This window comes from Blautia sp. MSJ-19, assembly GCF_018918125.1.
In the GTDB taxonomy this organism is placed as follows: Bacteria; Bacillota; Clostridia; order Lachnospirales; family Lachnospiraceae; genus Blautia_A.
This window is the reverse complement of sequence record NZ_JAHLQA010000003.1, coordinates 45,217-64,125: the sequence shown is the minus strand read 5'-3', so window position 1 is coordinate 64,125 and position 18,909 is coordinate 45,217. Positions and strand designations below refer to the sequence as shown.

Below are 18,909 nucleotides of genomic sequence, written 5' to 3'. Positions count from 1 at the left end.
TCTGCCTGCCAGAAAGCAGCAGAGATAAAGGGAGGCACCGGAGATATGAAAGTGGTTATTCTGGCAGCGAAAGCGGGAGACAGGCTGATCAGTCTGGTGGCTGGAGTTCTGGTCGTGGTCATGCTTCTGTATGGGGGATATTCTCTCTGGGATACTGCCATGCTGTACAGAGGAGCGTTCGTCTCCGGTGATCTGATCCGATATAAACCCTCTGTGTCAGAAGGAGATGACGGGGCGAGTCTGGAGGAACTTTGCAAACTCAATCCGGATGTCCGTGGCTGGCTGACGATAGACGGGACACATATCGATTATCCGGTTGTGCAGGGACAGAATGATATGGAATATGTGAATAAAGATGTTTATGGAGAATTTGCTCTGTCCGGGTCCATATTTATGGACAGTCAGAATGCGGGTGATTTCAGTGACAGCTATACGCTTCTGTATGGTCATCATATGGCGAACGGAGCGATGTTTGGAGATGTGACCAGCTTTACGGAACAGAAATATTTCCAGGAACATCAGACAGGAAGACTGTTTTTTGCAGAAGGAGGCAGTGCAGAGATCACATTGTATGCCTGTGTGGAGACAGACGCATATGACAGGAAGTTTTATCATCCCGAATCCCGGGAAATATCAGGCATGAAAGAATTGCTTGACTATATCAGGAAGAATGCAGTGCAGTACCGGGACATCGGAATAAAGGAAACAGACAGTCTGATCGGACTGTCAACCTGCATGGAGGCAGAGACAAATGGCCGTGTAATTGTATTTGGGCGGCTGGAAAAAGAAAAGCAGGTGAATCAGACATGATAGAAAATTTAAAAAAATTATGCAGGCTGGTCTGCATCCCGGCCCTGATCGGGATTCTGCTCTTTCCGGTTCAGATCATGGCAGAGGCGCTGGAAAACGGCTGCTCAGTTGTACTTCCCGTATCTGTTGCAGTGGAAGGACAAAAAAGTACAGCCGGCAGTAATCTGGAGTTTGAATTTGAAATCAGGGCAGAAGAGCCCGGAAGCCCGATGCCGGAAACAGATATGATCCGTATTCAGACTGTGGACGGTAAAGGAAGTGGCGCGTTTGCGGTCATGAATTATCAGGTACCGGGAGAATATCGCTATCAGATCGTGCAGATAAAGGGAACGCAGAAAAATCTGCAATATGATGAGAATGTTTATGAAGTTATGGTGCGTATCATCAATGATGATCGTGGAGGTTTGACTTCAGAAATCTGGGCAGTAAAGAATGGAATGTTGGATAAGACAGATCAGATCCTGTTTACGAACAGGCTTCTTCCGGTCAGCACACCGACAGCAAAACCGACCAGTACACCGAAACCGACCAATACTCCAAAACCAACGGCGACGGTCATTCCGGTCAGAAGAAATAATTCCGGTGGAACAACGACCACGACTGTTGTTTCACACAGTGTAAAAACAGTGAAGAGTCCAAAAACGGGAGATAATACTCCGCTTGAGGTATTTGCAGGAATCCTTTTGTTGTCTGGTGTGACAGCAGCGGCTGTGATTGTTCTCAGAAAGAAACAGAAAAGGTAACAAAAAACAGATACCGGCGGGTTTATGATTCCACCGGTATCTGTTTTTCTGTGATGAATTCACCAATCCGAAAAAGTTCTTTTTTTCCAAGGCATACTCCTTTAACAGAGAAGGCGGGAATGATCATTCATCCCAGCCTTCGTAAAATCTGATATTCACAGAAATATTTCTTACGATGTCGCCTTCTTCCAGATCCAGGTCATCTTCGTCAGAGACTGGCGGAAGCTGGCAGTCGTCTTCGTCAAGTTCCAGAGAAATCCAGTTGTAAGCAGCTTCATTGGCTTCCTCAATGGCTTCATCCAGTGTATCTCCCTCGCCATAGCATTCTGCCAGGTCAGGGAAAAAACCTCTGTAAGTGCCTTTGTCTGTTTTGCGGAAAACCGCAGGATAAATAAATTTCATAATGGATACGCTCCTTTTTGCATTTGCTGTCCGGAAAACAGCCTTAATCTGTTCTAGTTCTTTAGTATAGCATATTCTCCACAGTTTAAAAGAGGAAATCATGCATTCTGAGTGGAAAAAAGCAGGTGTTTTTTATATAATAGTGGATAACAGGATTGGAAAAGTGCACAGTACACAACAATCTGAGGGTATCATAGTTGACACAGAATGCGAAGGAGAAGGAAATTGAGTATCAGACTGATCGCGAGTGATCTTGACGGAACACTTCTGACAGATCGCAAAGAATTATCGCAAAAAACAAAAGAAGTACTGGATCTGGCAGTGCAGCGCGGGATTCATATAGTGCCGACGACCGGCAGATCTTTTCATTCCATACCGGAATTCGTGCGGAATTATCCGGGTGTGGAATATGTGATAACTGCGAATGGGGGAGCAGTTTATTCCGTGAGTGAGGGAAGGCGGATTTATCAGTGCCTTCTGGAAAAAGAATCGGTAGAGGCTGCTATTGCCGTACGTAAAAGAGAAAATATGGTTCTGGAAGTGGTGATTGATGGGATTCCCTATGCAGAAGAGGAGTATGTCAGAGATCCGCTGCCATATCTTGCTACAGAATATGGTGCACGTTATATCAAAGCAACGCGAACACCGGTAAAAGACATCTGTCGATTTGCAGGTGAGCATGCAGAAGAACTGGACAGCATTTCTTTTGTGTGCAGTTATGAAGATAAAGAACGGTTATATACGTCACTGGATAAAGAAATTCCGAATATTTATGTGACCTCTTCCGTACCGAATCTTATGGAAATCGGTCACAAGGATGCGGGAAAAGGAAAGACACTTCTGTGGCTTATGAAAAAGTTGGAGATCTCACCGGATGAGGCAATGGCATTTGGTGATGCGGACAATGATATCAGTATGTTGATCGCAGTGAAGTATGGAATGGCGATGGGAAATGGTACAGAAAACTGCAGAAAGGCAGCTCCTTATGTGACAGATACAAATGAAAATGACGGCGTGGCGAAAGGGATTCTGCAATTTCTTCAAACATAAAAAGATAAAAAATGATGATAAAAATGCAAATTATTTGAAATATCCATTGACAATGCAAAGAAATCATGATATTTTATAGAAAATTCGATTTAGTTAATTAAACCGTTGAAGCGGAGATAAAAACTATCATGCGCGCACAGAGAGTCCGGGAGGGTGAGAGCCGGGTGGAAATGCAGGTTGTTAAATGGACCGCTGAGGGCACAGGGAAAGGTAGCGGCTTAATAGTTTCTGTGAATGAAATGAACAGCTACACTTAGTATTCTGTGACGTAGGGCATACGTCAGTTGCCGGGAATATGCAGGTATTCCGCAAAGTGCACGGGTCATTCCGTGAATCAAGGTGGCACCGCGGGTGAAGTTTAACGCTCGTCCTTGACAGAAACCAGATTCTGTCATGGGCGGGCTTTTTTTACTTTATAGGAAATTACTTCGTAATGTTCCAATGAAGTAAAAATTTGAAGTGGACTTGTTCGCTTTGATTTTATTTGCCCTGACAACAATACACAAGGAGGTAAGATCCATGTATCCTACGATAGAAAACATCAGAGAGATCGCAGCAAAAGGACAGTACAAAAGAGTTCCGGTCTGCCGGGAAGTATACGCAGACAGATATACACCGGTGGAGGTCATGAGAACCTTGAGGAAGGCAAGCAGACATTGTTATCTGCTTGAAAGTGCCAGTCAGACAGAGGTATGGGGACGTTATTCTTTCCTCGGATATGAGCCGGTCATGGAGATTACCTGTACGGATGGAATAATGAAGATCCGTCACACGGAAGGTGAAGATCAGGGTGAGATCACAAAGCAGGTTGCACATCCGGGAGACACTTTAAGAGAGATCCTGAAGGAATACAAGAGTCCGGTGATGGAAGATATGCCACCATTTACCGGCGGTCTGGTCGGATATTTTTCCTACGATTACATCAAATACAGCGAGCCGAAACTGAAGCTTGGCGAGCATGAAGATCCGGATTTCAGAGACATGGACCTGATGCTCTTTGACCAGGTGATCGCCTTTGATCATTACAGACAGAAGGTGCTTCTGATCACAGGAGTCATGCTGGATGACCTGGAAAACTCCTGCCAGAAAGCGGAGAAAAAACTTCAGGAAATGGCAGATCTGATTCGAAACGGAGAGAAAGAAGAGTTCCGGAAACTGAAACTTGCATCCGAGATCAGACCGCAGTTCCCAAAAGAAAAATACTGTGGAATGGTAGAAAAAGCAAAACATTATATCCATGAAGGCGATATCTTCCAGGTGGTGCTTTCCAACCCGATGAGAGCAAAAGCAGAGGGAAGTTTATTTGATACTTACAGAGTCTTGAGAGCAACAAATCCGTCACCGTATATGTTTTATTTTTCCAGTGATGACATCGAACTTGCAGGTGCTTCACCGGAAACGCTGGTAAAACTGGAGGACAAAAAACTTACCACTTTTCCACTGGCAGGAACCAGACCGAGAGGCAAGACAAAGCAGGAAGACAGGGAACTGGAAGAGGGACTTCTGAAAGATGAAAAGGAACTTGCAGAGCACAACATGCTGGTCGATCTGGGACGAAATGATATCGGAAGAATCAGTAAGATCGGAACAGTGGAAGTGGAAAAATATATGAGTGTGGAGCATTTTTCACAGGTTATGCACATCGGATCGACAGTTGCCGGTGAACTCAGAGAAGACAAAGATGCGATAGATGCAGTCGATTCCATCCTTCCGGCAGGAACACTTTCCGGGGCACCGAAGTTCCGTGCCTGCCAGATCATCGAAGAGCTGGAACAGAGCAAACGAGGCATTTACGGTGGCGCGATCGGATATCTTGATTTTGCAGGAAACCTTGATACCTGTATTGCAATCCGTCTTGTATATAAGAAGAAAGGCGAGATCTGCATCCGCTCCGGAGCAGGGATCGTTGCAGACAGCGTTCCGGAAAAAGAATTCGAAGAGTGCTGCAACAAGGCAAGAGCCGTAGTTCTGGCAATCGAAAAAGCACAGGAGGGATTGGAATGATCGTACTGATTGATAATTATGACAGCTTTTCCTACAACGTATATCAGTTGATCGGTTCCGTAGAACCGGACATCAAAGTTGTTCGAAATGACGAATATACAGTAGAAGAAATCGAGGCAATGAAACCGGAAGCACTGATTTTTTCACCGGGACCGGGCAAGCCGTCAGACGCGGGAATCTGCATCGAAGCGATACGATATTTCGCAGGAAAACTTCCAATTCTTGGAATCTGTCTGGGACATCAGGCAATCTGTGAAGCCTTTGGTGGTAGAGTATCTTATGCAAAAGAGTTGATGCACGGCAAGAAAAAAACAATCTACACCGTCGGAGAGAGCAAGCTTTTTGAAGGACTGGGAGACAGCTTCCAGGCAGCCAGATACCATTCACTGGCAGCAGTAAGAGATGAATTGCCGGATGTTCTTAAAGTCACAGCAGAGGCAGAAGACGGCGAGATCATGGCAGTGGAACATACAGAGTATCCAATTTATGGAGTACAGTTCCATCCCGAATCCGTTATGACACCGGATGGTAAAAAAATGGTAGAAAACTTCATAAATATTGTAAGAGCGTAGACAAGGAGGAAACGAAAATGATCAAAGAAGCAATCGTAAAACTTTCAAAAAAAGAAGACTTAACATATCAGGAAGCAGAAACAGTCATGGACGAGATCATGAGCGGACAGGCGACACCGGTACAGATGTCATCCTATCTGACAGCACTTTCCATGAAGGGCGAGACCATCGATGAGATCACCGCTTCTGCAGCGGGAATGCGCGCGCACTGCATCAAATTACTGCATGATCTGGACGTTCTGGAGATCGTAGGAACCGGCGGTGACGGAGCAAACTCCTTCAATATTTCCACAACTTCTTCACTGGTGATCGCAGCAGGCGGCGTGCCGGTAGCAAAACATGGAAACCGTGCAGCATCTTCCAAGAGTGGGGCTGCAGATGTTCTTGAAGCACTTGGAGTAAACATTACGATCTCTCCCGAAAAGAGTGCGGAACTTCTCAAAAAGATCAACATCTGTTTCCTGTTTGCACAGAATTATCATATTGCAATGAAGTATGTGGCACCGATCCGCAAGGAACTTGGAATCCGTACCGTATTCAATATCCTTGGACCTCTGAGTAACCCGGCAGGAGCAAATATGGAACTGATGGGTGTGTTTGACCAGTCACTTGTAGAGCCTCTGGCACAGGTTATGGCGAAGCTTGGCGTGACCAAAGGGATGGTAGTCTTTGGTCAGGATAAACTGGATGAGATCTCCATGAGTGCACCGACTTCTGTCTGCGAGATCAAGGACGGATGGTTCCAGTCCTATGAGATCACGCCGGAGCAGTTTGGCTATACAAGATGCTCAAAAGATGATCTGGTTGGCGGAACCCCGGCAGAAAATGCAGAGATCACCAAAGCGATCCTGAAAGGTGAAGAGAAAGGACCGAAGCGTCAGGCTGTCTGCCTCAACGCCGGAGCCGCACTCTATATCGCAGGCAAGGCAGAGACAATGGAAGCAGGTGTCCGCATGGCAGAAGAGCTGATCGACAGCGGTGCAGCGCTGAAGAAACTGGATGAGTTTATCGCCTGCTCTAACGCATAAGTGCTATAATAGAAAAGTCAGTATTGTTCCTGAGAGACAACGGAACGGATAGCTGAACTCTATATAGAAAAGGAAATTTTTTATTATGAATATATTAAATGAAATTGCCGAGAAGACAAGAGAGCGTATTGAAAAAGACAAGAAAGAGATGCCGAGAGAGGACCTGATCAATGAGATCCGTCAGAAAAAAGTGCAGATGCTCCTCAATCCGCTGATCCAGTCTGAGACGGCAAAAACACCGCACAGCTTTTATCAGGCACTGAAAAAACCGGGCATGTCTTATATCTGTGAAGTCAAAAAAGCATCCCCGTCCAAAGGACTGATCGCACCGGATTTTCCGTATCTGGATATTGCAAAAGAGTACAAAGCAGCCGGTGCATCCGCGATTTCCTGTCTGACAGAGCCGTTTTATTTTCAGGGTTCTGATCAGTATCTGTGGGAGATCGCATCGGAGGTAGACATCCCGGTACTGCGAAAAGATTTTGTTATTGACGACTATATGATCCTGCAGGCGGCTGCTTATGGAGCGGCAGCAGTACTTCTGATCTGCGCATTACTGGATGACAAACAGCTTCGCGAATATCGGGAAATGGCAGAAGATCTTGGTATGGATGCCCTGGTGGAAGCACATGATGCAGAGGAAGTAGAAAGAGCTTTAAAGAGTGGCGCAAGGATCATCGGAGTCAACAACCGTGACCTCAGAACTTTTGAGGTGGATATGGCAAACAGCATCAATCTGCGCAAACTTGCACCGGAAAATGTGATCTTTGTTTCAGAGAGCGGCATTCGTACATCAGAGGATATCCAGAGACTGCACGATAACAAGATTGAAGCTGTGCTGATCGGAGAAACGCTGATGCGAAGCCCGGACAAAAAAGCAGCACTTGAAGAACTGAATGGAGCACCGTTGACTGAAGATTGAGAAACAGAAAGATGTGGGAAATGACAGCTGGGAATTATATCAGGACTAAGATAAAAATATGTGGCCTCAGACGCAGGGATGACATCCTTGCAGTCAATGAAGCGAAGCCGGATTACTGTGGATTTATCGTAGAATTTCCCAGAAGTTTCCGGAGTGTGACGGCAGATCAGGTGAGAGAACTTGTGAAGGAACTGGCTCCTGAGATCCAGCCGGTCGGAGTATTTGTGAATGCTCCGATGGAACTGGTGAGGGCACTTCTGGAGGACGGAACACTTGCACTTGCACAGCTTCACGGACAGGAAGATGAGTCCTATATCAGAGAATTAAAAACATACACAGACAAGCCGATCATCAAAGCTTTTTCCATAAAAACAGCCGAAGATATTGAGAAAGCGTTGCAAAGCCCGGCAGATTACATCCTGCTGGATCAGGGCGGCGGGGGAACGGGAAAGACTTTTGACTGGTCTTTGATCCCGGAGATCCGGAGACCGTTTTTCCTCGCAGGAGGAATCGGAGCCGCCAATCTGGAGCAGGCGATTCGGGAAATTCACCCGTATGCGGTGGATCTAAGCAGCAGTGTGGAGACAGAAAAGTGGAAAGATCCGGCGAAGATCCGGAAGGTAGCGGATATCGTGAGAAGCGCAGGGCAGGATTAGAGAATAAATAGTAGAGAAACAAGGTGTTTTGAAAGAAGACACAGAGGAGGATATAAATGTCAAAAGGAAGATTTGGAATACATGGAGGGCAGTACATCCCGGAGACACTGATGAATGCAGTGCTGGAACTGGAAGAAGCCTATAATCATTACAAAGATGACCCGGAATTTAACCGTGAACTGACCGATTTACTGAACAATTATGCAGGCCGTCCGTCACGTCTGTACTACGCAGCACACATGACAGAAGATCTCGGCGGAGCCAAAGTTTATCTGAAACGTGAGGACCTGAACCATACAGGAGCACACAAAATCAACAACGTTCTGGGACAGGTTTTACTTGCCAAAAAGATGGGAAAAACACGTGTCATCGCAGAGACAGGAGCCGGACAGCACGGTGTTGCAACAGCGACAGCAGCGGCTCTTATGGGAATGGAATGTGAAGTGTTCATGGGTAAAGAAGACACAGAACGTCAGGCATTAAACGTATACAGAATGCGTCTTCTGGGAGCAAAAGTGCATGCTGTTACATCAGGAACAGCAACACTGAAAGATGCGGTTTCTGAGACGATGAGAGAGTGGACAAACCGTATTTCCGATACACATTATGTCCTCGGATCTGTCATGGGACCGCACCCGTTCCCGACGATCGTTCGTGATTTCCAGGCAGTTATTTCCAAGGAAATCAAGGAGCAGATCCTTGAAAAAGAAGGAAAACTCCCGGATGCTGTGCTTGCCTGTGTAGGCGGCGGTTCCAATGCAATTGGAACGTTCTACAACTTTATTGAGGATGAAGGTGTTCGTCTGATCGGCTGTGAGGCAGCAGGACGCGGTGTCAATACTGCAGAGACAGCAGCAACGATCGCAACCGGAAAACTTGGTATTTTCCATGGTATGAAGTCCTATTTCTGCCAGGATGAGTATGGTCAGATCGCACCGGTTTATTCCATTTCAGCGGGATTAGATTACCCTGGTGTCGGACCGGAACATGCACATCTTTATGACATCGGACGTGCCGAATATGTGCCGGTCACAGACGATGAAGCAGTAGATGCATTCGAATATCTGTCAAGAACAGAGGGCATCATTCCGGCGATCGAGAGTGCTCATGCCGTGGCATACGCAAGAAAAATTGTGCCACAGATGCGCAAAGATCAGATCGTAGTTATCACCATTTCCGGACGAGGAGACAAGGACTGTGCAGCGATCGCACGTTACAGAGGGGAGGATATCCATGAATAAGAGAATTACAGAAGCATTTGCGAAGGGAAAAGCATTTATCCCGTTTGTTACCTGCGGGGATCCGTCCCTTGATGTTACCGAAAAAATTGTTTATGCCATGGAAGAAGCAGGGGCAGACCTGATCGAACTTGGTATTCCGTTTTCTGATCCAACAGCAGAAGGACCGGTTATCCAGGGCGCAAACCTGCGTGCCCTGTCCGGTGGAGTCACCACAGATAAAGTCTTTGATATGGTAGAAAAGATTCGCAAAAACAGTTCTATTCCAATGGTATTTATGACTTATGCAAATGTTGTTTTTTCTTATGGGATTGAACGTTTCTGTAAGAGAGCAGCAGAGGTTGGAATGGATGGAATGATTCTTCCGGATGTCCCATTTGAGGAAAAAGAAGAGTTTGCATCCGTTGCAGATAAATATGGTCTGGACCTGATTTCCCTGATCGCACCGACCTCCCACGAGAGAATCTCTATGATCGCAAAAGAGGCTGAAGGTTTTGTTTACTGTGTATCTTCTCTTGGAGTTACCGGTATGCGAAGCCAGATCACCACAGACATCGGAGCCATGGTAGAACTTGTTAAAGCACAGAAGGATATTCCGTGTGCTGTAGGTTTTGGAATCTCCACACCGGAACAGGCGAAGAAGATGGCAGAGCAGGCAGATGGTGTTATCGTAGGGTCTGCGATCGTGAAGCTCTGTGAGACACATGGGGTGGATTGCGTGCCGTATATCAAAGAGTATGTGAAGTCGATGAAAGATGCAATCAAATAAAGGATTCCCGGTGAAAAGGGATAAAAAATAATTGAACTCCAGACAGGAGATTGCTCTTTGTGAGTTACCCTCTGTACTTGTCTCAGTTCAGAACTTCTGAGATATCAGGATATACCAGAATTTTGCTAAAAACGATACAGAAAAGAGCTGAACTCGCGTGAACGCTCAGACAGCAGCATTTTCTGTATCAACACAAAATCCTGTATAATCCGATATCTACACGAAGTTCTTCAGGCGAGACAGATACAGAGGATAATCACAGGTGGCAGTCTTTACTGCTGGAGTTTATTAATTTTGTTCCGGATTCACCGTACTTTATTTTGGGTAGTGTGGTGAAGGGCGGGGGCGGCTGTGCTGTCACGTTCGATGATATCATATGGAAAAAGAACTTTGAGATGTTTTTCATGTCCGCCTTCAATGCGGTCGATCAGAACTTTTGCGGCCATCTGTCCCATTTCGTCAAGTGGAATATGCGTGGTTGTCAGGGTTGGTGTCAGGAACTGTGCCATTTCGATATCGTCAATGCTGGCGACGGAAATATCTTTTGGAATGCGAAGACCATGATCTTTGATCGCACGCATGACGCCAATTGCAGTAATGTCATCTGCACAGAAAAAAGCAGTAGCATCACAGCCGGCATCCAGAAGACTGCAGGCTCCTTTGTAACCTTCCTCTGTAGAGTGGGTGATATTGGCAATATAGGATTCATCCAAAGAAATATGGGCTTCCTCCAGTGCGGAACAATAACCGACATAGCGGTCTTCGGACTGGGTTTCCCCAATATAGGCAATTTTTCTGTGTCCCTGTTCCAGAAGACGGGTTACGACATCATGACTGATCTGTCTGCCGTCACATATGATCTGATCATATTTGGCATCCAGATTATTCAGACCGGAATAGACAACATACTGAAAATGTTTTTTCAGAAATTTTAGAAGATGTTTGTCGCATCGTCCCAGAACAGCAATTCCGTCAATTTCATTTGTTGCAATCAGCTGCAACGTAAATGGGTCATCAATATCAAAAGCAGAAAAAGTATATTTTAAAACATAATTATGGCGGAATGCCTCTTCTTCAATACTTTTTGCAAGTGTGGAAAAAAAGTAATCAGACTCTCCGACCGGTACGCGGGCAAAGAGACAGGCAATAGAACGGAGCGGTTCCTCAGAGGAAGGTTCCGGTGACTCGGCAGATGCCTTTTTGGAATGTCTGGGGACATAATTGGTCCGTTTGGCGATTTCCAGAATGCGTTCCTGTACTTCCTTACTGACAGGGCTCTTGGTATTCTGGTTAATAACACGGGAGACAGTAGAAATAGATACTCCGGCTTCCGCTGCGATTTCTCTCAGTGTCATACGAAGATTCCTTTCTTGGGTATCATAATTGGGACTTTGGATCCCAATGCTAATTTAATACAATTATGCCGAAACTTAGATGCAATTAAAGTATAGCGGATTTTTTATCAAAAATATAGACAAAAATTGAAAAACGCAGCAACGATCATGCAAACGTTTGCTGAGATACCGAGTGATTTTTTGCATTCTCATTGTTAAGATAAATATAGAGAAGTTTTAACATCAGATAAGAAGCAAGGGGGAGTAGAAAAATGGGTGTGTATCTGTATCTGATTTTTTTAGGAGTCAGTTTTTGTGCTTCTGTTGTGGGAGCAATCTGTGGGATAGGCGGAGGAGTTCTGATTAAGCCGCTGCTGGATGCATTTGGGGTCCTGAGTGTGGCATCGATCAGTTTTCTGTCCGGCTGTACGGTATTGTCCATGTCCTGCTATTCCGTAGTAAAGGCAAAAAAAAGCGGAGATTCGCTGGTAGATATGAAAACAGGAACACCACTTGCCATTGGTGCTGCACTGGGGGGTGTGGCAGGAAAAATGATGTTCCAGTTTCTGTCAGATCTTTCCGGAAATAAAGAAAAAGTAGGAGCTATCCAGGCGATATGCCTGCTGGTGATCACTTTTGGTACGATGGTTTATACTTTAAAGAAGGATCAGATAAAAACACATCATGTAGAAAATGCGGCTGCCTGTGTACTGATCGGAGTAGCACTTGGAATCTGTTCGTCTTTCCTCGGAATTGGCGGAGGACCGATCAATCTTGTTGTACTGTTCTTTTTCTTTTCTATGGATACAAAGACTGCGGCACAGAATTCCCTGTATATTATTCTGTTTTCGCAGATCACAAGTCTGATCAACACGATTGTTACAGGAACGATTCCTGAATGTACACTGGGATTGCTGGGACTTATGGTTGCCGGTGGAATCCTGGGAGGAGTGGCAGGAAGAAAGATCAACAAAAAGATTGAGGCTGAGACGGTAAATAAGTTGTTTATCGGGCTGATGGCGATTATCATGCTCATCTGTGCATATAATATTTACCGTTTATGGTAAATCAAACGTTTGCGCAAAAATACAGTTGCAAAATCAGGAAAATTGATATAGTATTGTGCTAACTTAATAAAGCAAAAAATATTAAAAACGAAGAGGTTAAGAAGGCAAGAGTCTTTTTGACCTCTTTCTTTTTACTATTTTTGCAAAAATTCATGTAAAAATGAAAAAAACAGAGGAAGTGATACAAAAAAATGTACAAAAAACATATAAACAAATTATACAAAATATCCAGACAACGTTTTCGTTAATTGGGCTTTTGTTTTTCGAAAAATATGTTAAGATTAGAGTACAACGTGAAAATGAATAAAACACAGGCGAAAAAAACGGTATTTTTATTGTAAGATGCACAATAAACCGTAGAAAGGAAAGCGAAAACATGTCACAAAATGTATTAGTGGTACATGGAGGCGGACCTACAGCAGTCATCAATGCATCCCTTTACGGTGTGATCGAGGAAGCAAAAAGAAATCCTGAAGTTGGAAAAGTATATGGAGCAATCGGCGGAACCGGTGCAATTTTTTCTGAAACTTTTATGGATTTGACTTCATTTGACAATGAAAAATTAAAGCTTCTTTTGCATACACCGGCTTCTGCGATTGGTTCTTCCAGATATCCTCTGTATGAAAAAGACTATGAGAAGATGGTGGATATCTTTAAGAAGTACGATATCAAATATGTTCTTCTGAATGGCGGGAACGGAACGATGGATGCATGCGGACACATTTATGGGGTCTGTAAGGATCAGGACATTCGAGTTGTAGGAATTCCGAAAACCATCGATAATGATATTGCGATGACCGATCATTCTCCGGGATATGGAAGCGCGGCAAGGTTTATTGCAGCAGCTACACAGGAAGTTGGAGAAGATGTAAAATCTCTTCCGATTCATGTATGTATTATGGAGGCAATGGGAAGAAATGCGGGATGGATCACAGCTGCTTCTGCTCTGGCAAGAAGAAAACAGGGCGATGCTCCGCATCTGATCTATCTGCCGGAAAGAAATTTCAGTGAAGAAGAATTTCTGGAAGATGTCTCTAAATTATGGAAGAAACAGAATGGCGTAGTAGTACTGGTAAGTGAGGGACTTCATGATGCCAGTGGGGAATCCATTGTTCCTCCGATCTTTAAGACAGAAAGAGCCGTTTATTATGGAGATGTAAGTTCTCATCTGGCAAATCTGGTCGTTAAGGAACTTGGAATCAAGGCAAGAAGTGAAAAACCAGGGCTTTGCGGAAGGGCTTCTGTAGCACTGCAGTCTCCGGTAGACAGAGAGGAGGCAAGACAGGCAGGGGCAATGGCACTCAGAAGTGCAGCAGAAGGTCACAGTGGAGTGATGGTAGGATTTGAGCGTATTCCGGGAAACAGTTATGAGATGAAAACAAAACTGGTTCCGATCAAAGAAGTCATGCTGTATGAGCGAAAGATGCCGGACAATTTTATTAATGAAAGAGGCAATGATGTAACGCAGGATTTCGTAGACTGGTGCAGACCTCTGATCGGAGAGCCGCTTCCGGAATTCCTGAATTTTAAAGATTATTTGCAGAAATAAATGAAGATGTTCCATTGAAAGGAGAGTAACTATGGAAAAAAAGAAAAAAGGAGTATTGCAGGCGATCCCGGGATGGGCATGGGTATTGATCTCTCTTGCAGCAGCACTCCTGTTATGGTTTGCACTATCCATTAATCCAAAAACAGCACGAAGTTTTCCGTTTATTCCGGACATTCTTGTAGCAGCCAGAAGAATGATTGATAACGGGGCACTGGTACAGGACTTCTGTAGTTCCATGATCTCAATTCTGGCAGGTTTTGCACTTGGATTTGTCACAGCAGTACCGATAGCCTTTCTTATGGCATGGTATCTGCCGGTCAGAGGAGTTCTGGAACCATGGATCCAGTTTATCCGTAACATTCCACCGCTGGCTTATGTACCGCTGGTTGTTATCACTGCCGGTGTTGGAAGAAAACCACAGATCATTGTTATCTGGATCGCGACATTCCTGATCATGACCGTTACAATCTATCAGGGTGTAAGAAATATTGATAACACACTTGTAAAAGCAGCCAGAGTACTGGGAGCAAAAGACAGAGATATCTTTGTAAAGGTTATTTTCCCTGCAACAACACCATTTATTCTGACAGCTGTACGTCTTGGCATTTCTGTTGCACTGACAACTCTGATCGCGGCTGAGACAACGGGAGCTACCGCAGGCCTGGGAATGAGAATCCGTTCTCTGGCAAACAGTTTTGAGACAGCCGGCATGCTGATGTACATTATCATCATCGGTATCATCGGTCTGGTAATGGAAAAAATTATTAAGTTCTTAGAAGGAAGGTTGACAGGATGGCAGGAAAAGAGAGAGTGACAAAGCTCAAGATCGACAACGTAAAAAAGGTTTATCAGACACGTAATGGTGAGATGACTGCATTAAACGGTGTCAATCTGGATATTAAAGAGAATGAATTTATTTGCGTAGTTGGACCTTCCGGATGCGGAAAATCCACATTACTGAATATTATCGCAGGACTGGATACTCCATCCAGCGGAGCTGTTTATATTGATGACAAAAAAATCGAAGGAACCGGAACCGAACGAGGTGTGGTTTTCCAGCAGTATGCGTTATTCCCGTGGCTGACCGTTCTGAAAAACGTTATGTTTGGACTGAAACTGCAGGGGAAAAGCGATGCAGAGGCAAAAGAAATCGCAATGAAATATATCAAAATGGTACAGCTTGAGGATTTCGTAAATCATTATCCGAAGGAACTGTCCGGTGGTATGAAACAGCGTGTTGCGATCGCAAGAGCTTATGCAGTAAAACCGGAAGTACTTCTGATGGATGAGCCGTTCGGTGCGCTGGATGCACAGACCAGAACTCAGCTTCAGACAGAACTGCTGAAGACCTGGGAAAATGAAAGAAAGACCTGTTTCTTTATTACACACGATGTAGATGAAGCGATCATTCTGGCACAGAGAGTTATCATCATGAGTGCAAGACCGGGACGTATCAAAGAAATCGTAGATATCGATATTCCTTATCCACGTGATCAGGAAACAAAGATGAGTCCGAGATTTATGGAACTGAAAAACCATATCTGGAGTCAGGTATATCAGGAGTATCTGGAGGTCAGAAAATAATCCGACAGTGATCTGACAGAAATAATGAATTTTGACCATTCCAAAAAGGATGGTTCAGAATACAGAGCAACAAGGAACGAAAACTCTGAAAAACATGAAAAAGAAAGGAAGTAAGAGAATGAGAAAAACATGGAAAAAACTGGCAGCATTAGCAATGGCAGCATCAATGGCAATCTGTGGTGGAGCAATGACCGTAAGTGCAGATGCAGAAGAAACACCGGAAAAAGTAACAGTAAACGTAGCATATATGCCTGATTATGCAAGCTTAAATGGTCTGATCTCTGCAATTGAACTTGGATATTTTGATGATGAAAACATCGAAGTACAGCTTACAGAATTTGCAGATGGCCCGACTATCATCCAGGCAATGGAATCCGGATCTATCGATGTAGGTTACATCGGACAGGGTGCTCATAAACTTTGCATCAACGGAAAAGCTGATATCTTTGCACTGGCACATATTTCCAATGGTGATGCTGTGATCGGAAGCAAAGAAAAAGGAACAGATACGATCGAAGGATTAAAAGGAAAAACAGTTGCTTATTCATCAGGAACATCCAGTGAGATCATTCTGAACAAAACACTTGCCAAAGGCGGCATGACAATGGATGACATCACAGCAATGGATATGGATGCAACCAATATCGTAACAGCAATGCTTTCCGGAAGTGTTGACGCATGCGCAACATGGGTTCCGAACTCTCTGAAAGTTCTTCAGGAAATGGGAGATGACGGTGTACAGCTTACAGATAACAAGACATTTATTGATGACACAGTATCCCTTGCAAGCTGGATCGCAATGCCGAAATATGCAGAAGAAAACCGTGATGTCCTTGTAAGATTTGCAAGAGCACTTTACAAAGGATTTGACTATCGTGCAGACCACAGCCATGATGATGAAGTATGCGGATGGATCGCTGATAAGATCAAACTTGAAAAAGATACTCTTCTGGATCAGGTAAATGTTGCAGACTGGACAACAAGTGAATTCGTCAGAGATCATATGGACGAAGTGAAAAAGTACTATGAACTTCAGCAGAATACATTTATCGAAAGCGGTGACTGCGAAAAGACACCTGTAGAAGATTATGTTCTGTTTGATGTAATGGAAGAGGCTTGTGCTGAATAAAGATAATGAAGGGGTCACGCAGGCAGAAACGTCTGCGTGGCTTTTTTTCTGAATAAAACCCGGATAAAGCCGGGAGAAAGAAGGGGAAAATGTTAGTTACAAGTAAAGAAATGCTGGAAAAAGCCCGCAGAGAACATTATGCGGTACCGGCAATGAATACACAGGGTGGAAATTATGATATCATCTGGGCTATCTGCAGAGCAGCAGAAGAGATGCATTCTCCTGCAATCCTGGCACATTATGTGGCAACCGGTGCCTACTCCGGAGATGACTGGTTTGTAGAAGTATGCAAATGGTGTGCAAACAAAGTCAGCGTGCCGATCGCAATCCATCTGGATCATGGCGACAGTTTTGATATCTGCATGAAATCTCTCAAAAACGGATTTACTTCTCTGATGATCGATGGTTCCACAAAACCAATTGAAGAAAATGCAAGGCTGACAAATGAAGTCATCAAAACTGCAAAATGCTTTGGCGTACCGGTAGAAGCCGAAATCGGAGAGCTTCTCAGACTGGACGAAGCAGGCGTACAGCAGGAAAACAAAAATGTGGCAAATCCGGAACAGGTACGTCAGTTCCTGGAACTCTGCCAGCCGGATTCTCTGGCAATCGGAATCGGAAATGCACATGGATATTACAAGGGAGAACCGGATATCAAACTGGAAGTCCTGGAAGAAGTAAAGAAATTTACAGATATTCCATTTGTTCTTCATGGCTGCACAGGCATGAAAGAAGAAGTGATCAAAGAAGCCATTCAGCTTGGCGTTGCAAAGATCAATTTTGGAACAGAGATCCGTTATAAATATGTAGAACATTATCAGGAAGCACTGAAAACAAACCACCAGGGACATTCCTGGAAACTGTCACAGTTTGCAAACGATGCACTGACGGAAGATATCAAAAAGATCATCCGTCTGGCAGGATCAGAAGGCAAGGCCTGAAAAAATAAAATCATATAAATATGGAGGAAAATATGAAGAAAAACAGCGAATTGACTTATAAAGAAATGTATCAGCAGCCGGCTTCTTTTCAGGCTGTAAATGATACCCTGGATGACATTTTCAAAACACTTGATCAGGTATTTTTCGGTGAGAAAAAATACGAGGAACTGATCTTTACCGGATGCGGAACTTCTCTGTATCTTGCACAGGCTTCCGCAGCTGCATTTTCCAGTTATACAGGAATTCCGGCAAAAGGTGTTCCGTGCTCTGAACTGTATTATTTCCCGGAAACTTATATCAAAGATCATAATGTACTGGTTCTTCCGATCACCAGAAAGAGCTACACAACAGAAGTAAGAATGGCAATCGACAAAGTCCGTACTTATCCTCAGGTTACAACACTTGCGATCACCTGCGATAAAGACAGTGAAAAATATAATGACTATTATATTCTTTCACCAGATACTGATGAAGACAGCGTTATCATGACCCGTTCTTTCACAAGCATGCTGTATATGGCTGTGATCATGGCAATGTATGTGGGCGGCAAAAAAGAAGAAATCGAGCAGATGAAAGACTATGTGCCATATTCTGAAAAAGTTCTGAAAGAAATGGATGAACTGTCAAAGAAAATCATGGATGAACACAAAAATCTCAATCTGTTTGTCATTCTTGGTCAGGGAATTTACTATGGCGTTGCAAATGAATGCATGAACAAGATGAAAGAAATGGGACTCAGCAATTCCGAAGGATATTATGATCTGGAATATCGTCATGGGCCAATGAGTCTGGTAGATGAAAATACTCTGATCGTATGCCTGAGCAACAAAGCATGCAGAGACGGTGACAAAGCACTTATGGAACAGATGAAGAGCTACGGAGCAACCGTTGCTGTTCTTGGCGGTGAACTGGGAGATACTTTTGACGGAGCGGCTGATTATACATATTCTATGGACAAAGGCTGGAATGATATGCAGTACAGTGCGATCATTGGTTTTGTCGGACAGCTTCTGGGATACTATATCGCAGAAAGCAAAGGACTGGATGCAGACTCTCCGAGACATCTGACACAGGCGATCGTTCTGAAATAAAACAGAAAATAAAGAAAATA

General features: G+C 44.2%; 19 protein-coding genes. 17 read left to right on the top strand and 2 right to left on the bottom strand.

The window, feature by feature from the left end; all coding sequences use genetic code 11:
• The first annotated feature begins 45 nt into the window (after nucleotides 1-45).
• Nucleotides 46-810 (top strand): class B sortase, encoded by a 765-nt coding sequence (gene srtB / locus KQI91_RS01040; protein ID WP_216391030.1) that lies wholly within the window; start codon nucleotides 46-48, stop codon nucleotides 808-810.
• Nucleotides 807-1,553 carry a Spy0128 family protein gene (locus KQI91_RS01035; protein WP_216391029.1) on the top strand — a complete coding sequence of 249 codons (747 nt, stop codon included), beginning with the start codon at nucleotides 807-809 and terminating at the stop codon, nucleotides 1,551-1,553. Before srtB ends, KQI91_RS01035 begins: the two co-directional genes overlap by 4 nt.
• 123 nt (nucleotides 1,554-1,676) lie before the next feature.
• Here KQI91_RS01035 and KQI91_RS01030 read toward each other — a convergent pair whose 3' ends face one another.
• Nucleotides 1,677-1,955: a type II toxin-antitoxin system HicB family antitoxin gene (locus KQI91_RS01030; RefSeq protein WP_216391028.1), complete on the bottom strand. Its 279-nt coding sequence runs from the start codon at nucleotides 1,953-1,955 to the stop codon at nucleotides 1,677-1,679.
• 225 nt (nucleotides 1,956-2,180) lie between these two features.
• Between KQI91_RS01030 and KQI91_RS01025 the strand changes: the two genes are divergently transcribed.
• From KQI91_RS01025 to trpA, 8 genes are all read left to right on the top strand, one after another.
• Nucleotides 2,181-3,005: an HAD family hydrolase gene (locus KQI91_RS01025; RefSeq protein WP_216391027.1), complete on the top strand. Its 825-nt coding sequence runs from the start codon at nucleotides 2,181-2,183 to the stop codon at nucleotides 3,003-3,005.
• Between the two features lie 519 nt (nucleotides 3,006-3,524).
• Nucleotides 3,525-5,009: an anthranilate synthase component I gene (gene trpE, locus KQI91_RS01020; protein WP_216391026.1), complete on the top strand. Its 1,485-nt coding sequence runs from the start codon at nucleotides 3,525-3,527 to the stop codon at nucleotides 5,007-5,009.
• On the top strand, nucleotides 5,006-5,581 hold the full coding sequence (locus KQI91_RS01015) for an anthranilate synthase component II (RefSeq protein ID WP_216391025.1): 576 nt from the start codon (nucleotides 5,006-5,008) through the stop codon (nucleotides 5,579-5,581). Before trpE ends, KQI91_RS01015 begins: the two co-directional genes overlap by 4 nt.
• Before the next feature lie 17 nt (nucleotides 5,582-5,598).
• Nucleotides 5,599-6,609 carry an anthranilate phosphoribosyltransferase gene (gene trpD, locus KQI91_RS01010; protein ID WP_216391024.1) on the top strand — a complete coding sequence of 337 codons (1,011 nt, stop codon included), beginning with the start codon at nucleotides 5,599-5,601 and terminating at the stop codon, nucleotides 6,607-6,609.
• A gap of 85 nt (nucleotides 6,610-6,694) precedes the next feature.
• The gene (gene trpC / locus KQI91_RS01005) at nucleotides 6,695-7,531 is read left to right on the top strand and encodes an indole-3-glycerol phosphate synthase TrpC (RefSeq protein WP_216391023.1); all 837 of its coding nucleotides are present in this window, start codon (nucleotides 6,695-6,697) and stop codon (nucleotides 7,529-7,531) included.
• A 20-nt stretch (nucleotides 7,532-7,551) separates the two neighbouring features.
• Nucleotides 7,552-8,187: a phosphoribosylanthranilate isomerase gene (locus KQI91_RS01000; RefSeq protein ID WP_216391128.1), complete on the top strand. Its 636-nt coding sequence runs from the start codon at nucleotides 7,552-7,554 to the stop codon at nucleotides 8,185-8,187.
• Nucleotides 8,188-8,243: 56 nt separating this feature from the next.
• The gene (gene trpB, locus KQI91_RS00995; RefSeq protein ID WP_022387773.1) at nucleotides 8,244-9,428 is read left to right on the top strand and encodes a tryptophan synthase subunit beta; all 1,185 of its coding nucleotides are present in this window, start codon (nucleotides 8,244-8,246) and stop codon (nucleotides 9,426-9,428) included.
• Nucleotides 9,421-10,194, top strand: a complete 774-nt coding sequence (trpA, locus tag KQI91_RS00990; RefSeq protein ID WP_216391022.1) for a tryptophan synthase subunit alpha — start codon at nucleotides 9,421-9,423, stop codon at nucleotides 10,192-10,194. The genes trpB and trpA overlap by 8 nt, the downstream gene beginning before the upstream one ends.
• A gap of 305 nt (nucleotides 10,195-10,499) precedes the next feature.
• Here trpA and KQI91_RS00985 read toward each other — a convergent pair whose 3' ends face one another.
• Complete coding sequence (locus tag KQI91_RS00985; RefSeq protein ID WP_216391021.1) at nucleotides 10,500-11,549, bottom strand: LacI family DNA-binding transcriptional regulator; 1,050 nt, start codon at nucleotides 11,547-11,549, stop codon at nucleotides 10,500-10,502.
• A 251-nt stretch (nucleotides 11,550-11,800) separates the two neighbouring features.
• Here KQI91_RS00985 and KQI91_RS00980 point away from each other — a divergent pair, with 251 nt between their 5' ends.
• The 7 genes from KQI91_RS00980 to KQI91_RS00950 all read left to right on the top strand — a co-directional run bounded on the left by KQI91_RS00980 (nucleotide 11,801) and on the right by KQI91_RS00950 (nucleotide 18,889).
• Complete coding sequence (locus tag KQI91_RS00980; RefSeq protein WP_216391020.1) at nucleotides 11,801-12,595, top strand: sulfite exporter TauE/SafE family protein; 795 nt, start codon at nucleotides 11,801-11,803, stop codon at nucleotides 12,593-12,595.
• Nucleotides 12,596-12,971: 376 nt separating this feature from the next.
• Nucleotides 12,972-14,144 (top strand): diphosphate--fructose-6-phosphate 1-phosphotransferase, encoded by a 1,173-nt coding sequence (locus tag KQI91_RS00975; RefSeq protein WP_216391019.1) that lies wholly within the window; start codon nucleotides 12,972-12,974, stop codon nucleotides 14,142-14,144.
• Between the two features lie 31 nt (nucleotides 14,145-14,175).
• Nucleotides 14,176-14,958 carry an ABC transporter permease gene (locus KQI91_RS00970; protein ID WP_216391018.1) on the top strand — a complete coding sequence of 261 codons (783 nt, stop codon included), beginning with the start codon at nucleotides 14,176-14,178 and terminating at the stop codon, nucleotides 14,956-14,958.
• Complete coding sequence (locus tag KQI91_RS00965) at nucleotides 14,937-15,728, top strand: ABC transporter ATP-binding protein (protein WP_216391017.1); 792 nt, start codon at nucleotides 14,937-14,939, stop codon at nucleotides 15,726-15,728. Before KQI91_RS00970 ends, KQI91_RS00965 begins: the two co-directional genes overlap by 22 nt.
• Nucleotides 15,729-15,846: 118 nt before the next feature.
• Nucleotides 15,847-16,857: an ABC transporter substrate-binding protein gene (locus KQI91_RS00960; RefSeq protein ID WP_216391016.1), complete on the top strand. Its 1,011-nt coding sequence runs from the start codon at nucleotides 15,847-15,849 to the stop codon at nucleotides 16,855-16,857.
• An 89-nt stretch (nucleotides 16,858-16,946) separates the two neighbouring features.
• Entirely contained in the window at nucleotides 16,947-17,798 is an 852-nt protein-coding gene (locus tag KQI91_RS00955; protein WP_216391015.1) for a class II fructose-bisphosphate aldolase, read from the top strand.
• Between the two features lie 32 nt (nucleotides 17,799-17,830).
• Entirely contained in the window at nucleotides 17,831-18,889 is a 1,059-nt protein-coding gene (locus KQI91_RS00950; RefSeq protein WP_253288308.1) for an SIS domain-containing protein, read from the top strand.
• The last annotated feature ends 20 nt before the right edge of the window (nucleotides 18,890-18,909 follow it).

Bases quoted from the DNA above. Each gene is read 5' to 3' on its own strand.
- srtB (WP_216391030.1), top strand. From the start codon at position 46: ATGAAAGTGGTTATTCTGGCAGCGAAAGCGGGAGACAGGCTGATCAGT.
- KQI91_RS01035 (WP_216391029.1), top strand. From the start codon at position 807: ATGATAGAAAATTTAAAAAAATTATGCAGGCTGGTCTGCATCCCGGCC.
- KQI91_RS01030 (WP_216391028.1), bottom strand. From the start codon at position 1,955: ATGAAATTTATTTATCCTGCGGTTTTCCGCAAAACAGACAAAGGCACT.
- trpE (WP_216391026.1), top strand. From the start codon at position 3,525: ATGTATCCTACGATAGAAAACATCAGAGAGATCGCAGCAAAAGGACAG.
- KQI91_RS01015 (WP_216391025.1), top strand. From the start codon at position 5,006: ATGATCGTACTGATTGATAATTATGACAGCTTTTCCTACAACGTATAT.
- trpD (WP_216391024.1), top strand. From the start codon at position 5,599: ATGATCAAAGAAGCAATCGTAAAACTTTCAAAAAAAGAAGACTTAACA.
- trpC (WP_216391023.1), top strand. From the start codon at position 6,695: ATGAATATATTAAATGAAATTGCCGAGAAGACAAGAGAGCGTATTGAA.
- KQI91_RS01000 (WP_216391128.1), top strand. From the start codon at position 7,552: ATGACAGCTGGGAATTATATCAGGACTAAGATAAAAATATGTGGCCTC.
- trpB (WP_022387773.1), top strand. From the start codon at position 8,244: ATGTCAAAAGGAAGATTTGGAATACATGGAGGGCAGTACATCCCGGAG.
- trpA (WP_216391022.1), top strand. From the start codon at position 9,421: ATGAATAAGAGAATTACAGAAGCATTTGCGAAGGGAAAAGCATTTATC.
- KQI91_RS00985 (WP_216391021.1), bottom strand. From the start codon at position 11,549: ATGACACTGAGAGAAATCGCAGCGGAAGCCGGAGTATCTATTTCTACT.
- KQI91_RS00980 (WP_216391020.1), top strand. From the start codon at position 11,801: ATGGGTGTGTATCTGTATCTGATTTTTTTAGGAGTCAGTTTTTGTGCT.
- KQI91_RS00975 (WP_216391019.1), top strand. From the start codon at position 12,972: ATGTCACAAAATGTATTAGTGGTACATGGAGGCGGACCTACAGCAGTC.
- KQI91_RS00970 (WP_216391018.1), top strand. From the start codon at position 14,176: ATGGAAAAAAAGAAAAAAGGAGTATTGCAGGCGATCCCGGGATGGGCA.
- KQI91_RS00965 (WP_216391017.1), top strand. From the start codon at position 14,937: ATGGCAGGAAAAGAGAGAGTGACAAAGCTCAAGATCGACAACGTAAAA.
- KQI91_RS00960 (WP_216391016.1), top strand. From the start codon at position 15,847: ATGAGAAAAACATGGAAAAAACTGGCAGCATTAGCAATGGCAGCATCA.
- KQI91_RS00955 (WP_216391015.1), top strand. From the start codon at position 16,947: ATGTTAGTTACAAGTAAAGAAATGCTGGAAAAAGCCCGCAGAGAACAT.
- KQI91_RS00950 (WP_253288308.1), top strand. From the start codon at position 17,831: ATGAAGAAAAACAGCGAATTGACTTATAAAGAAATGTATCAGCAGCCG.